At 72.8% G+C, this 12,776-nt stretch carries 17 protein-coding genes; 3 read left to right on the top strand and 14 right to left on the bottom strand.

The genetic code is table 11. The features are described 5' to 3' along the window. Positions 1–177: 177 nt before the first annotated feature. On the top strand, positions 178–1,491 hold the full coding sequence (locus tag AB0447_RS23285) for a fused response regulator/phosphatase (protein WP_366478650.1): 1,314 nt from the start codon (positions 178–180) through the stop codon (positions 1,489–1,491). 4 nt (positions 1,492–1,495) lie between these two features. Here AB0447_RS23285 and AB0447_RS23280 read toward each other — a convergent pair whose 3' ends face one another. From AB0447_RS23280 to AB0447_RS23270, 3 genes are all read right to left on the bottom strand, one after another. Then, positions 1,496–1,825 (bottom strand): DUF2516 family protein, encoded by a 330-nt coding sequence (locus tag AB0447_RS23280; protein ID WP_366478649.1) that lies wholly within the window; start codon positions 1,823–1,825, stop codon positions 1,496–1,498. A 190-nt stretch (positions 1,826–2,015) separates the two neighbouring features. After that, complete coding sequence (locus AB0447_RS23275; protein ID WP_366478648.1) at positions 2,016–2,585, bottom strand: hypothetical protein; 570 nt, start codon at positions 2,583–2,585, stop codon at positions 2,016–2,018. Between the two features lie 34 nt (positions 2,586–2,619). Beyond that, the gene (locus AB0447_RS23270; protein ID WP_366478647.1) at positions 2,620–3,009 is read right to left on the bottom strand and encodes a helix-turn-helix transcriptional regulator; all 390 of its coding nucleotides are present in this window, start codon (positions 3,007–3,009) and stop codon (positions 2,620–2,622) included. 309 nt (positions 3,010–3,318) lie between these two features. Between AB0447_RS23270 and AB0447_RS23265 the strand changes: the two genes are divergently transcribed. Then, complete coding sequence (locus AB0447_RS23265; protein ID WP_366478646.1) at positions 3,319–3,843, top strand: hypothetical protein; 525 nt, start codon at positions 3,319–3,321, stop codon at positions 3,841–3,843. A 17-nt stretch (positions 3,844–3,860) separates the two neighbouring features. On the opposite strand, the gene AB0447_RS23260 is transcribed toward AB0447_RS23265, so the two are convergent. From AB0447_RS23260 to AB0447_RS23240, 5 genes are all read right to left on the bottom strand, one after another. After that, positions 3,861–4,742: a sigma-70 family RNA polymerase sigma factor gene (locus AB0447_RS23260; protein WP_366478645.1), complete on the bottom strand. Its 882-nt coding sequence runs from the start codon at positions 4,740–4,742 to the stop codon at positions 3,861–3,863. Positions 4,743–4,881: 139 nt separating this feature from the next. Then, the gene (locus AB0447_RS23255; protein WP_366478644.1) at positions 4,882–5,670 is read right to left on the bottom strand and encodes a putative protein N(5)-glutamine methyltransferase; all 789 of its coding nucleotides are present in this window, start codon (positions 5,668–5,670) and stop codon (positions 4,882–4,884) included. Then, entirely contained in the window at positions 5,671–6,588 is a 918-nt protein-coding gene (sigJ, locus tag AB0447_RS23250) for an RNA polymerase sigma factor SigJ (protein ID WP_366478643.1), read from the bottom strand. A 93-nt stretch (positions 6,589–6,681) separates the two neighbouring features. After that, complete coding sequence (locus AB0447_RS23245) at positions 6,682–7,926, bottom strand: GNAT family N-acetyltransferase (protein WP_366478642.1); 1,245 nt, start codon at positions 7,924–7,926, stop codon at positions 6,682–6,684. A 74-nt stretch (positions 7,927–8,000) separates the two neighbouring features. Beyond that, entirely contained in the window at positions 8,001–8,582 is a 582-nt protein-coding gene (locus AB0447_RS23240) for an AmfC protein (RefSeq protein WP_366478641.1), read from the bottom strand. 132 nt (positions 8,583–8,714) lie between these two features. Here AB0447_RS23240 and dtd point away from each other — a divergent pair, with 132 nt between their 5' ends. Further along, positions 8,715–9,140: a D-aminoacyl-tRNA deacylase gene (gene dtd, locus AB0447_RS23235; protein WP_366478640.1), complete on the top strand. Its 426-nt coding sequence runs from the start codon at positions 8,715–8,717 to the stop codon at positions 9,138–9,140. Between the two features lie 43 nt (positions 9,141–9,183). Here the strand turns inward: dtd and AB0447_RS23230 are convergent, their stop codons facing one another. From AB0447_RS23230 to AB0447_RS23205, 6 genes are all read right to left on the bottom strand, one after another. Further along, positions 9,184–10,149 carry a folate-binding protein gene (locus AB0447_RS23230; RefSeq protein ID WP_366478639.1) on the bottom strand — a complete coding sequence of 322 codons (966 nt, stop codon included), beginning with the start codon at positions 10,147–10,149 and terminating at the stop codon, positions 9,184–9,186. 9 nt (positions 10,150–10,158) lie between these two features. Beyond that, positions 10,159–10,596, bottom strand: a complete 438-nt coding sequence (locus tag AB0447_RS23225) for a Fur family transcriptional regulator (protein ID WP_366478638.1) — start codon at positions 10,594–10,596, stop codon at positions 10,159–10,161. 88 nt (positions 10,597–10,684) lie between these two features. Continuing rightward, positions 10,685–11,257, bottom strand: a complete 573-nt coding sequence (locus tag AB0447_RS23220) for an FABP family protein (protein ID WP_366478637.1) — start codon at positions 11,255–11,257, stop codon at positions 10,685–10,687. A 265-nt stretch (positions 11,258–11,522) separates the two neighbouring features. Then, positions 11,523–11,834 carry a hypothetical protein gene (locus AB0447_RS23215; RefSeq protein ID WP_366478636.1) on the bottom strand — a complete coding sequence of 104 codons (312 nt, stop codon included), beginning with the start codon at positions 11,832–11,834 and terminating at the stop codon, positions 11,523–11,525. Positions 11,835–12,067: 233 nt separating this feature from the next. Beyond that, positions 12,068–12,346: a hypothetical protein gene (locus AB0447_RS23210; RefSeq protein WP_366478635.1), complete on the bottom strand. Its 279-nt coding sequence runs from the start codon at positions 12,344–12,346 to the stop codon at positions 12,068–12,070. A 91-nt stretch (positions 12,347–12,437) separates the two neighbouring features. Continuing rightward, on the bottom strand, positions 12,438–12,710 hold the full coding sequence (locus tag AB0447_RS23205) for a DUF3099 domain-containing protein (protein ID WP_366478634.1): 273 nt from the start codon (positions 12,708–12,710) through the stop codon (positions 12,438–12,440). Between the last annotated feature and the right edge of the window lie 66 nt (positions 12,711–12,776).

The following is a 12,776-nucleotide window of genomic DNA, read 5'->3' as shown; positions in this document are numbered from 1 at the left end:
AGCGAGACGAGGAGACGGGCCGGCGTGACATACGTCATCCCGCGACCTGGGACTTCGCCCGCGATGAGCGCATATGCCGGAGGCCCGCGCACGCAGTGCCATTCCGTCGGCCCGGCCCGGCCGCTAGGGTCGGCACGCAGCGCGCGCAGCCTCGGGGGGAGGGAAGGAACCGAGACGATGACCGTACCCGTACCGCGGCAGAGGGACACCCCGGCCGCGGAGAGCGGTCAGCCCGGCGCACCTCCGCAGCCGCTGACACTCCTCGTGATCGAGGACGACCCGGCCGGCGGCCTCACGGTCCCCGAGATCCTCGATGCCGACGGCCAGCGCATCCGCATCCGCACCGCCCGCAACCTCACCGAGGCGGCCCGGCTGCTCACCCAGGACGTGCACTGCATCCTGCTCGACCTGAGCCTGCCCGGCACCCACGGCCGGGCCGGCACCGGAAACGGCGCAGGCGTCCCGGGCGGTGCGGCCGCCGCCGCCCGCACCGCCGCCCCGGCCGGGTCCGACACGGACGAGCTGGCCATCCTCCGCCAGGTGCTCCGGATCGCCCCGCGGCACGCCGTCCTCGTCCTCACCGCCGAGGCCGACGCGGACCGCGCCGCCGAGGCCGTCCGGGTCGGCGCCCAGGACTTCCTGTTCCGCGACGAACTCGACGGCCGGCTGCTGAGCCGGGCCATCCGGTACGCGGTGGAACGCAAACGGGCCGACATCGCCCAGTACAAGCTGGCGGAGTCCCGGCTGCGCGCCCAGGAGAACGCCCGCCTCGAACGCGGCCTCCTCCCCACCCCGCTGCTCGAGGGCTCCGACCTCCGCTTCGCCGCCCGCTACCGCCCCGGCCGCAGCCGCGCCCTGCTGGGCGGGGACTTCTACGACGCCGTACGCACCCCCGACGGCACGGTCCACGCGATGATCGGCGACGTCTGCGGCCACGGCCCGGACGAGGCGGCCCTCGGGGTCGAGCTGCGCATCGCCTGGCGGGCCCTGACGCTGGCCGGGCTGTGCGGGGACGACCTGCTCTCCACCCTCCAGGAGGTGCTGGAGGTGGAGCGCCCCTGCGAGGAGATCTTCGCGACGCTGTGCACGGTGGACATCTCCCCCGACGGCCGCCGCGCCGGCCTCTGCCTGGCCGGCCACCCGGCCCCGCTGATAACCCGGCCGGGCCTCCCCGCCCGGCTCCTCCCGTACGAGGACAGCGGCCCGGCACTGGGCCTGCTGCCGCGCGCCCGCTGGCCCCGCCGCCAGGTGGAGCTGGGCGGCACCTGGAGTCTGATGCTCTACACGGACGGCCTGATCGAGGGCCGGATCGGCACCGGCCGGGAGCGCCTCGGGCAGGACGGCATGGTCGAGATGATCAACCGGCACCTGGAGCGGGGCCTGAGCGGCGAGGGGCTGCTGGAGGCGGCCGTCACCGAAGCCCGCCGCCTGAACGGCGGCGAGCTGACCGACGACGTCGCCGTGGTCCTCCTCGACCGCGCGGCGGGCTGACCGCCTACCGGTTGCCGTTGTAGGGCCCGTACGGCCCGTCGCTGCTGCTGCCGCGCCGCCCGCCGCCGGACACGCGCTTCAGCGCGGGCTTCACGTCGACCATGAACACGATCGTGGCGATGAGCCCGGCGATCTGCAGGAACAGCATCCCCAGGAACAGGTTGACCAGCACTGCGATCCCGAGGATCACCAGCCAGAACGTCTTGGTCTGCTTGTCGGCGGCCCGGTACGCGTCCTCCCGCGCCAGCAGCGCGATGACGAACGCGACCACGGCGAGCACGAGCATGGCGAGCCCGAGCAGCCCCACGAAGGAATCGAACCCCTGAATCAACATGCCCCTCTACCGCCTCACGACGTCCTTGGCTTCTGTCCCTTCCACGCTACAGACAGAACGGGCCGGGCACTCTGAAGGTGCCCGGCCCGTCCCGCTGCTACTCCCCGCGCCCGCTCACCGCTCGGCGCTCAGAGCTCGGCACCGAGCAGCAAGCACCAAGCACCAAGCACCAAGCACTCGGCCCGAGCGCTCAGTTCGACGCCTCGCCGGCCTCGGCGGGAGCGGCCTTCTTCGCGGCGCTCTTCCGCGCCGTGGTCTTCCTGGCGGCCGGCTTGGCCTCCGCGGCCGTGGGCTCGGCCTCGGGCTCCGCCTCCGGCTCGATCACCACGGCGACCTCGACGATCTCCTCGGCGACCTCGCCGCGCCAGTTCCGCACGGCCTGCTCGCCGTGCTCGGCGACCTTGTCGTACGTCTCCTTGGCCCGCACCGCGTACTCGGCGGCGACACCGACCCCGCGCAGCGCCAGGTCCTGGGCGGTCTCCCCGAGCTTCTTCGGGTCGATCTTCTTCGGGTCGATGGACCCGAGCACCTCGGCGACCTTGGCGGCGACCGCCTCCAGGTCCTCCTTGGCCCGCTCCTGCACGGCCTTCGGGTCGGTGTTCTTCACGGCCTCGATCCGCGCCGGCGCCTCGGCCCGCAGCTGATCGATCAGCCCCGGCACCTTCTTGGCCTGCTGCACGGCCAGGTCGGCCGTACCGGCGGCGAAGTAGAGCGGAGTCGGGTCGGTCAGTGTCTTCTTCAGGTCATCGGCGATGGCCATCTTCCGGTCCTCCCGGATCGCGTTTCACTTGGTGTCACTTCGTGGACTGCGCCTCGTCAGCGGGGGGCTCGCCCTCGCTGAGCGCGTTCTCCTTGCGGAACGACTCGTAGATCTGGAGCAGCACCTGCTTCTGCCGCTCGTTGATGGAGGGGTCGCCGAGAATGACGGCCCGCGTCTCCACCTCGTCCCGATCCCGCTCGTCGAGAATCCCGGCCTGCACGTACAGCGTCTCCGCGGAGATCCGCAGGGCCTTGGCCAGCTGCTGAAGGATGTCCGCACTCGGCTTCCGCAGCCCGCGCTCGATCTGACTGAGATACGGATTCGACACCCCCGCGGCCTCGGCCAGCTGCCGCAACGAGAGCTGCGCCTGCCGGCGCTGCTCACGCAGGTACTCGCCGAGATTCCCGACGTTCAGGGATGCCATGCCCCGATCCTCCCGCACCTTGCTAACTTTTGCAAGCAAGCCGCTTGCAGTATCTCCCACCGCCCGCCCCGCCCCGTGGAGTTGACAAACAATTTGGGCGCATCGGCGCCACGGGGAGAGGGCTTCCGACCTGCGAATTCATGGACCAAGGGCAGGCCGCGGGGCCTCCGGCGCCACACATGGCGCCAATAATGGCTCGCCATGGCGCCACGAGTGCGCCATGATGGCACCACGGGCGGCGCTCCCCTCTGCCTCACAGGCCGGGGGGAGCGCGTTTCACGGGGTGAGCCATCAAACGGGGGTCGGATCATGGAGACAGCGCAGAGCAAGCAGCAGGCGGCACCGGGCGCCTTCACCGCCTTCGCCCGCTTCGTCCTCTGCGGCGGCGGGGTGGGGCTCGCCTCCAGCTTCGCCGTGGCGGCCCTGGCCTCCTGGATCCCCTGGGTCCTGGCCAACGCCCTGATCACCGTGGTCTCCACGCTCCTCGCCACCGAGCTGCACGCCCGCTTCACCTTCGGCGCGGGCGGGCGCGCGACCTGGCGCCAGCATGCGCAGTCGGCCGGGTCGGCGGCGGCCGCGTACGCGGTGACCTGCGTGGCGATGTTCGCCCTGCAGCAGCTGGTGGCGGCACCCGGTGCGGTGCTCGAGCAGGTCGTCTACCTGTCGGCGTCCGCACTCGCCGGTGTCGCTCGGTTCGCGGTGCTGCGCCTCGTCGTCTTCGCCCGGACCCGCTCGCAGGCCGCGGCCACCGTCCGTACCGCCCGTCCGGTGCCCGCGACCGTGGCCCGCGCCGCGGCCCCGACCGGCCCCGCAGCGCTCTGCCGCGCCGCCTGACCGTTCCGCCCGCGCGCTCAGTCAGCTCCGACCAGATCGAGGCTGAGCAGCCGCACCGGGTCGGCCAGGACCTCGATCGTGACGATCCTGCCGTCCCGCACGGTGAACGCCATGACCGACAGCGGCTTGCCGTGCGCGACCACCGTGACTCCGGCCGCGCCGTTGATCAGGGCCGGGCGGGCGAACGGCGAGAGCGAGCCGAAGGTGACCGCCTGGCCGGCCACCGTACGGGCGCCGCGGTGGGCGACCGTCAGGCGGGAGCGGGCGATGCCGCCGTCCGAGCGCAGGACGACGTCGGGGTCGAGTACGGCGACCAGCGCATCGAAGTCCCCGTCGCGCGCGGCGGCGAAGAAGGCGTCGACGGCCGCCCGCTGGCGGGCCAGGTCCGGGTCCGGAGCCGGGGCCTGCCCCTGCACCCGCCGGCGGGCCCGGCTCGCGAGCTGCCGGGCCGCGGCCGGGGTCCGGTCGACCAGCGGGGCGATGTCCTCGAAGGGCACGGCGAACATGTCGTGCAGGACGAACGCCAGCCGCTCGGCCGGCGCGAGCGATTCGAGGACGACCATCAGCGCCAGCCCGACCGAGTCGGCGAGCAGCACCTCCTGCTCCGGGTCGACCACGTGCCCGTGGCTGATGACCGGGTCGGGCATGCCCGTCTCCAGCGGGTCCTCGCGCCGCTGCTCGCGCGAGCGCAGCATGTTCAGACACACCCGCGCCACCACCGTGGTCAGCCATCCGCCGAGGTTCTCGACCTCGCTGGTGTCGGTGCGCTCGAACCGCAGCCACCCCTCCTGAACCGCATCCTCGGCCTCGCTGAGCGAGCCGAGCATCCGGTAGGCCACGGCCCGCAGATGTGCCCGGTGCTCCTCGAACCGCTCCGTCGGAAACGAAGTCCCGTCCACCCGTCACGTCCTTCCTCGCGGCAGGTCCGAGCAGTGGACCCGACCCCCAGCCCCCAGTTGTAGCCGGAAAGATCAACTCCCGCTCGAACAAACGGAACTCAGCGCAAGGGAAGCCAGTGCAAGGAAGCCAGCAAGGGAGTCAGCGCAGCGGGAGGTGGCCCGTCACCACCGTGGCCGACCATTCCTCCGATGAGGCCGCGTGGACCGTGAGGCCCGCCGAGGTCATGGCCGAGGCCGTCGAGGGGGACTGACGGGTGCTCGTCTCGATCAGCAGGTGGCCGCCCTCGGCCAGCCACGAGGGGGCCTCCGCCGCAACCCGGCGCTGGATCGCCAGGCCGTCCGGGCCGCCGTCCAGGGCGGTGCGGGGTTCGTGGTCGCGGGCTTCCGGGGGGAGGAGCGGGATGGAGTCGGTGGGGACGTAGGGGGCGTTGACCACCAGGAGGGTGATCCGGCCGCGCAGCCCGGCCGGCAGGGCCGCGTAGAGGTCGCCCTCGTGGACCCGGCCGCCGTACGGGGCGACGTTGCGGCGGGCATGGCCGAGCGCCACCGGGTCGATGTCCGCCGCGTGCAGCTCCATGCCGGGCACGGCCGCGGCCACCGCCGCGCCGACCGCGCCGACGCCGCAGCACAGGTCGACGACCACCGCGCCGGGCCGGGCCAGTGCCGCCGCCTGCTGCACCAGGAACTCGGTGCGCCGGCGCGGCACGAAGGCGCCCTCGCCGACCGCCATCCGCAGTCCGCAGAACTCGGCCCAGCCGATGACGTGTTCCAGCGGCCGGCCGGCCGTCCGGAGTTCCACCATCCGCGCCAGGTCCGCGCCTTCCGCGGCCGCGGCCAGCAGCAGCTCCGCCTCCTCCTCCGCGAAGACGCAGCCCGCCGCGCGGAGCGCCTCCACCACCCGTTCCGTCTCTGCCTTGCCCGTACTCACTCAGTCCTCCAAGACCGTCACATCGAGCCGTTCCAGTCGCTCCGGGTCCGCCAGGATGTCGATGGCGACAATCCTGCCTCCGCTGACCGTGAAGCCCATCAGTGCCACCGGCTTGCCCTCCGGCATGGTCACCACCCCCGGCGCGCCGTTGACCAGCGCCGGCCGCGCGTACGGCGACAGCCGCTGGAAGGTGAGGGCCTGCCGGGCCACCGCCTCCGCGCCGCGCACCAGGCGCGAGGCGCCGCCGCCCGCCTCCCCCAGGTCGACCCGCAGGACCACCTGCGGGTCCAGCACGGTCAGCAGTTCTTCGAAGTTGCCGTTGCGGGACGCCGCCAGGAAGGCGCCCACCACCTCCCGCTGCCGGTTCAGGTCCCGGTCCGGCGCCGGGGCCTGGCCCTGCACCCGGCGGCGGGCCCGGCTGGCGAGCTGCCGGGCCGCCGCCGGGGTCCGCTCCACGATGGGCGCGATCTCGTCGAAGGGCACCCCGAACATGTCGTGCAGCACGAATGACAGCCGTTCGGCGGGCGCGAGCTGTTCCAGGACGACGAGCAGCGCCAGCCCCACCGAGTCGGCCAGCAGCACTTCCTGTTCCGGGTCCAGCCCCTCGGGCGGGCTCAGGATCGGTTCCGGCACCCGCACCCCGAAAGGCTCCTCGCGCCGGGCGCGCCGGACGCGGAGCTGGTCCAGGCAGACCCGGGCGACGACCGTGGTCAGCCAGCCGCCCAGGTTCTCCACCTCGCGGGTCGAGGTCCGGTCGAGGCGGAACCAGGCCTCCTGGACCGCGTCCTCCGCCTCGGTCAGCGAGCCGAGCATCCGGTAGGCGACCGCCCGCAGGTGGGGCCGCTTCTCGTCGAACCGGGCCGCCAGGAAGTCCTTGTCCGCGTGCTCCGGCTGTGCGTCGTCCGTCTTCTTGGTCATGCCCGGGTGACGGATGGGCCGCTCCGGATGTGACCGCCCGGACGGACCGCCGGACCGGCCCTCGGACCCTCGGATCCTCGGACCGTCGGGCGGTCAGAAGATGTCCGGGCACCACGGGCGGCGGGCCGTCCGGAACACCGCGTCGGCGAGTGCCACCGCCCCCGGCCGCAGTTCCCGCACCCGGCCGAGCGCCGCCAGCCGGGACACCGACTCGTCGCCCAGGTAGAGGCTGCCGAGCTCGGAAACCCCGAGGACCAGGTCCGGTGCGTCCTCCGTGCGCGCGCAGGCGCGGGCGCCCGCGTCCAGCCGGTAGCGTCCCCCGGCCAGGCCGGCCGGGTCCTCGACCTCCAGCACGAGCTGCCCCGGCACCGCGTACGTCCGCGCCTCCAGCGCCCGTACGACGTCCAGCAGCCGCACCCACAGGAAGTCGGCGGCCGTCACGGTGCGGGCGGCGCGCGGGTCGGGCAGCAGCAGCGGAAGCAGATCGTCGGGGGCGCGGTGGCCGGTGCGGACCTTCAGCACCCAGTCGATGGAGCAGAGGAACTCCCACAGCGCCCGCTCCGCCTGCGGCGTGACGGCCAGCAGGTCCTTCACGTGCACCGTGTTCAGCGGGACCTTCGCGTCCGTCCAGTGGTCGTCCGACTGGTAGGCGGCCAGGCCCTGCACCTCGCCGGCCGCCGACCGGTACACGGCGAAGAAGCGTTCCGCGTACGGCCGGGAGTCGAGGGTCTCCAGGCCGGTGGCCAGGTTCCACCACCGCTCGGTGCGGTCGACCGCGCCGGGCGTGCCGGCCCGCAGCCGATCGTGCAGGTCGGGTCCCACCCGCCGGGCCTCGGCGGCGTCCACCAGGTCGATCCGGCCGCCGTCCGCGGGCCGCGACCAGCGCCGGTCCAGGCCGGTGCGGGGTACGTCGATCTCCCATTCCGCGGCCGTGGTGGCGGGCCCGTAGCCGTACCGGCCGTAGATCGGGTACTCGGCGGCGATCAGCGTGGACAGCACCTCGCCCCGCTCCTTGGCGGCCGCCAGCTCCTCCGTCATCATCCGGGTCAGCAGACCGCGGCGGCGGTGCGTGGGCAGCACGGTGACGTTGGTGACCGCATCGGCCGGGACCGCCGCGCCGCCGGGCACGGTCAGCTGCTGCGGGAAGGTCCGGAAGGTGGCCACGCACCCGCCGGTGTCCGGGTCGAAGGCGCCGATGGTCCGGCTGATGTCGTTGTACTTGGCGCGCTGGGCGAGATCGCCGTCCGTGACCACGGTCGACGTGAGGAAGCCGGTCTGCACGGTGCGCAGCCACTCGGCCAGTTCGGATTCTGCGACGGGACGAATGTCAGCGGTCATGGCAGGCCACGCTAGCCGCCGGGCTGCCGCCCGTCGCCCGAATTTCCGTGCGGTCCTGCGCCGGCAGGCCGGCGCTACACCAGCAGGTCGTCCACCTGCGCCTCGCCCTCCCGGTACCGCCGGGTGATCTCCGCGCTGCAGTCGTCGGCGGTGCGCTGGAGCTGCTGCCGGCGCCGGGACACCTGCTGCTCGTACCGGACGAGCCGGCCCATCGCGTCGTGCAGTTCGGCGTCGGTCCGGGCGGCCAGGTCGGACAGCTCCACGTCGGAGAGCATCTCGGCCGCCAGCCGCCGGTACTCCTCGCTCTGCGGGGTGCCGAGCGTGACGTGGCGGGCCGAGGCGCTGCGGCTGGAGGGGGCGTCGGCGAGGATCTCGGACAGCCGGTCCACGACCACCGCCGACCCTGCCGGCCCCGCGGGTCCGCCCTGGTCGGTCCGCCGGGCCAGTTCGGCCCGCAGGATGTCGATCCGGCCCTGCAGGAGTCTGCGTACGTAGCTCAGATCGGCTTCGTCGCGCTGCGCGTCCCGGCGCAGGGCCCGCAGTTCGGGCAGTCCGAGCCCGGGTGCGCCGGGTGCTTGCGCATCCGCGTTGCGCTGCGCGGGCGGCCGTACCGGCGACACCGGGCCTGCGGCTGCAGAGGTACCAGAAGTATTCATACGAACGTGTCCGTCCCCTCGACCGGTGCTTGGCGCACCGCCTTCGTGCATCGTGCCACTGACGGTGGGCCCGGTGCAGGCCCACACCACCCGATCGGCCCCGGACGGGTGCACGCCTGGTACACAGGTGGTATGCGAGCAGTGGTGCAGAGGGTGGACGGGGCGAGCGTCGTCGTCGCCGGTGAGACCGTGGGTGAGATCGTCGGCGAGGGGCTGTGCGTCCTGGTGGGGGTGACCCACGAGGACACTCCGGAGAAGGCGGCGCAGCTGGCGCGCAAGCTGTGGTCCCTGCGGGTCCTGGAGGGTGAGAAGTCCTGCAGCGACAACGGTGCGCCGCTGCTGGTGATCTCCCAGTTCACGCTGTACGGGGACGCCCGCAAGGGGCGCCGGCCGACCTGGAACGCGGCCGCGCCCGGGGATGTGGCGGAGCCGCTGGTCGACGAGGTGGTGGCGCGGCTGCGGGAGCTGGGTGCGACGGTGGAGACGGGCCGGTTCGGCGCGGACATGCGGGTCTCGCTGACGAACCACGGCCCGTTCACCGTGCTCCTCGACATGTAGCTGCATGCGGCGTGCGGTGCTGCTACGGGGCCGTGCGGTGCTGCTACGGGGCTACGACGATCTCCTGCGCGGCGGCCGTCCCGCCGGCCAGCAGCGCCGCGTCCACCGGAACGTTCCGCTTGACCAGGGCGAGCGCGATCGGGCCGAGCTCGTGGTGGCGCACCGAGGTGGTGATGAAGCCCAGCTGCCGGCCCTCGGGGCCGTCGGCGGCCAGCCGTACGGGGGTGCCGTGCGGCGGCAGCAGCACCTCGGAGCCGTCCAGGTGCAGGAAGACCAGGCGGCGCGGCGGCTTCCCCAGGTTGTGGACGCGGGCGACCGTCTCCTGGCCGCGGTAGCAGCCCTTCTGCAGGTGGACGGCGCTGCCGATCCAGCCCAGCTCGTGCGGGATGGTCCGGTGGTCGGTCTCCAGGCCGACGCGCGGGCGGTGCGCCTCGACGCGCAGCGCCTCGTAGGCGAGGAGCCCGGCGGCGGGGCCGTGCTCGGCGGCGAAGGCGGTCAGCTGCTTGCGCGGCAGGAACACGTCGCGGCCGGCCGGGGTCTCCCGTACGACGTACTCCTCGGGGAGTTCGGCGATGGAGCCGGCCGGCAGGTGGACCACCGCGAAGTCGGCGGTGCGGTCGGCGACTTCCACCCGGTAGAAGAACTTCATCGACTCCAGGTAGGCGATCAGCGCCTCCTGGGTGTCCGGTTCGACGTGCGCCCAGACCGTCTCGCCGTCGTCGACGAGGTAGAGCGCGTGCTCGATGTGGCCGTGGGCGGAGAGGATCAGCGCCTCGGTGGCCTGGCCGGGCGGGAGTTCGGTGAGGTGCTGCGTGAGCAGCAGGTGCAGCCAGCTCAGCCGCTCGGGTCCGGTGACGGTGACGACTCCGCGGTGCGAGAGGTCGACGAAGCCGCGGCCGTCCGCGAGGGCGCGCTGTTCGCCGTACAGCTCCCCGTAGTGGGCGGCGACGCCTTCGTCACGGCCTTCGGCGGGCACGGCGCCGGGCAGATCAAGCAAAGGGCTGGTCATAGGGCAAGCCTACGACTGCTCGCCCTGGTGCTTGGCGGCATCCTTCTTGCACCGGCCGAAGATCGCGAAGTGCTTCATGTCGGTCTCGAACCCGAAGGAGGACCGCAGCTTCGCGATGAACTCGGCCGCCACCTCCTGATCGGCCTCGATCACGTCGCCGCAGTCCCGGCACACCAGGTGGATGTGGTGGTGCCGGTCGGCGAGGTGGTACGTGGGGGCGCCGTGCCCGAGGTGGGCGTGGGAGACCAGCTTGAGCTCCTCCAGGAGCTCCAGGGTCCGGTAGACGGTCGAGATGTTCACGCCGGAGGCGGTTTTGCGCACCTCGGCGAGGATCTCGTCCGGGGTGGCGTGTTCCAGGGTGTCCACGGCCTCCAACACAAGCTGGCGCTGCGGGGTCAGCCGGTAGCCGCGCTGCCTCAGGTCGCTCTTCCAGTCGGTGCTCGCCACCCGGCCAGTGTAAGCGCGGAAGGCGCGACGGAGCCCCGGCGGGCGCCGGGACTCCGTCGTGGATTGCCTGAGGGCCTGCGGGGCCGGCTCAGCGGAAGAAGGCGATGCCGTCGTCCGGCATGTCCGGGAGGTTGCGCGCCATCTCGGCGACCTCCTCGGGGGTGACGACCTTCTTCAGCTGCGCCGACATGTACGGGCGCAGCTCGACGTCCGGGGTGGCCTTCTCGCCGACCCACATGAGGTCGCCCTTGACGTAGCCGTAGAGGCGCTTGCCGCCGCTGTACGGGCCGGACGCGGCGGTCCGCGCCACCGCGTCGGTGACCAGGTCGATCTGCGGCTTCTGGTGGGCGAGCTCGCCGTACCAGACCTCGACGACGCCCTGGTCGCGGACCATGACGGTCTCGACCTTGCGGTCCTTGTCGATGCGCCAGTAACCGGTCTCCGACTCCAGCGGCCGGACCTTCTTGCCCTCGGCGTCGAGCACCCAGGTGTGCGAGACGTACGCCAGGAAGTCCCGGCCGTCGTGGCTGAAGACGACCTCCTGGCCGAAGTTGCACTTCTCTTCACCGGGGAAGTCGAAGACGCCCGCGCCCTCCCAGGTGCCGAGGAGGAAGGCGAGGGGGACGAGGCCCGGATTCAGGTCGGACGGGATCTGGATCATGAATGGCTGCTCAGGCGATCTGTGGGAGGGGTCGGAGAACCGGAGGTCAGCGCTGGCCCTGGTAGAGCTTCGCGACGGCCAGCGCGGTGAAGGCGAGGACGCCGACGGCGACCAGGACCAGCAGGGAGGTGAAGACTGCCTCAAGCACGGGGTGCTCCTCGGAGGGTCGGTTCGGGGTGGCTACGGGGCCGGTCCCCAAGCCTACTGGCCCGGGGACCGGCCCACTCTGTGAGGTAGGCCGTAGCGGCTGTGCCGCGGGCCGGCGCTAGCCGAGCAGCTGGTGCTGCAGGATCACCGTCTGGTGGAAGGGGACGGTGGCGGGCTCGGCGGTCTTGCGGGTGTGGAGGACCACGGCCTGGACGTCGCCCGACTGGATGCAGGCGGGCCGGACGGCTTCGTCGCCGGCGGGCGGGGCCTCGCGGTAGACGGCCACGTGGGCGTCCGTCTCGCTGCCGGGCCCGGTGTAGCCGGCCTCACCGCGCTCCGCCTTATCGGCCTCGTCCCAGGACTCGTCCCGCACGACGTCGGCGGTGCCGACCGGAGCCAGGTGGGCGGTGCAGCCGCTGAAGGCGTCCACGAAGGCCGAGGAATGGAAGCGCAGCAGGTGGACACGGGTGCGGGTGCTGTCGGGCGTGGTCCAGCCGCGCGCCGCGATCTGCCGCAGCCCCTCGTCGCGGAGCTGCTCCTTCAGCCCCTGCCGGGCATCCGGCGCGTACTCCTGGAGGAAGGTGTCCGGGACACCGTCCCGTCCTGGCGGTCGGCCCGGCGGTCGGCTCGGTCACGCGGACTCCCCGGGGGACTTCAGGTGGGTCAGCCTGATCTCCACGAACCGGTGCTCGCTCTCGTTCCACCGGCTGACCGCCACCCGCCGGATGTCGTTCGAGGGCGCGGCGTGGTCGCGTCGTCCGCCGCGACCGGCTTCGGTGCCGGGAGGTGCTGCTGCGCCAGCGGCGGCAGCGGGGTCGGGGCGCGGTCGAGCTGGACGGCGTACCCGGTGACCGTGCCGGCCAGGACGCCGAGGACGGCGGCGGCCGCGATCAGGGCGACCGTACGGCCGGTCCGCCTCCGGCGAGGCTGCTCGTTTTCCAAAGGAGTCCCCCCTCAGGACGTGAGCCACAGGTTCCGTCGCCCGTGCACACGCAAGATCCGTACCGGGGGGTGGCAGTTGTACGTGCCCGCATCACGGTTCGGCATCCCCGCGGGGCCGTTTGCCGTCGAGTTCGTCCCACCATTCGTCCGACTTCGGATCGCCCGAGGGGTCGTCCCACCAGCGGTCGTCCGGACCGCGACGGTTCGCGATCACCGCGGCGACCGGCGGGATGACCATCGCCACCACGCACAGGGCCACGGCCGCCTCCACCGACCACAGCCGCACGAAGCTCCAGGCGGAGACGAAGAGGAAGAGACATCCGCCCATGAGCAGGAGGTAGACGCGTCGGCGCCGGGCGTACATGCCTCCAGGGTAAGGCGGCACGAAGGGCCGCACCCCGGTTCAGTGGCGTCCAACCCCCGGGGGTGC

It is taken from the genome of Streptomyces sp. NPDC051211 (assembly GCF_040689505.1).
Lineage (GTDB): Bacteria > Actinomycetota > Actinomycetes > Streptomycetales > Streptomycetaceae > Streptomyces.
This window is presented reverse-complemented; position numbering and strand designations above follow the sequence as displayed.

Bases quoted from the DNA above. Each gene is read 5' to 3' on its own strand.
- AB0447_RS23230 (WP_366478639.1), bottom strand. From the start codon at position 10,149: ATGACCAGCCCTTTGCTTGATCTGCCCGGCGCCGTGCCCGCCGAAGGC.
- AB0447_RS23205 (WP_366478634.1), bottom strand. From the start codon at position 12,710: ATGTACGCCCGGCGCCGACGCGTCTACCTCCTGCTCATGGGCGGATGT.
- AB0447_RS23280 (WP_366478649.1), bottom strand. From the start codon at position 1,825: ATGTTGATTCAGGGGTTCGATTCCTTCGTGGGGCTGCTCGGGCTCGCC.
- AB0447_RS23220 (WP_366478637.1), bottom strand. From the start codon at position 11,257: ATGATCCAGATCCCGTCCGACCTGAATCCGGGCCTCGTCCCCCTCGCC.
- AB0447_RS23275 (WP_366478648.1), bottom strand. From the start codon at position 2,585: ATGGCCATCGCCGATGACCTGAAGAAGACACTGACCGACCCGACTCCG.
- dtd (WP_366478640.1), top strand. From the start codon at position 8,715: ATGCGAGCAGTGGTGCAGAGGGTGGACGGGGCGAGCGTCGTCGTCGCC.
- AB0447_RS23240 (WP_366478641.1), bottom strand. From the start codon at position 8,582: ATGAATACTTCTGGTACCTCTGCAGCCGCAGGCCCGGTGTCGCCGGTA.
- AB0447_RS23285 (WP_366478650.1), top strand. From the start codon at position 178: ATGACCGTACCCGTACCGCGGCAGAGGGACACCCCGGCCGCGGAGAGC.
- AB0447_RS23270 (WP_366478647.1), bottom strand. From the start codon at position 3,009: ATGGCATCCCTGAACGTCGGGAATCTCGGCGAGTACCTGCGTGAGCAG.
- sigJ (WP_366478643.1), bottom strand. From the start codon at position 6,588: ATGACCAAGAAGACGGACGACGCACAGCCGGAGCACGCGGACAAGGAC.
- AB0447_RS23245 (WP_366478642.1), bottom strand. From the start codon at position 7,926: ATGACCGCTGACATTCGTCCCGTCGCAGAATCCGAACTGGCCGAGTGG.
- AB0447_RS23265 (WP_366478646.1), top strand. From the start codon at position 3,319: ATGGAGACAGCGCAGAGCAAGCAGCAGGCGGCACCGGGCGCCTTCACC.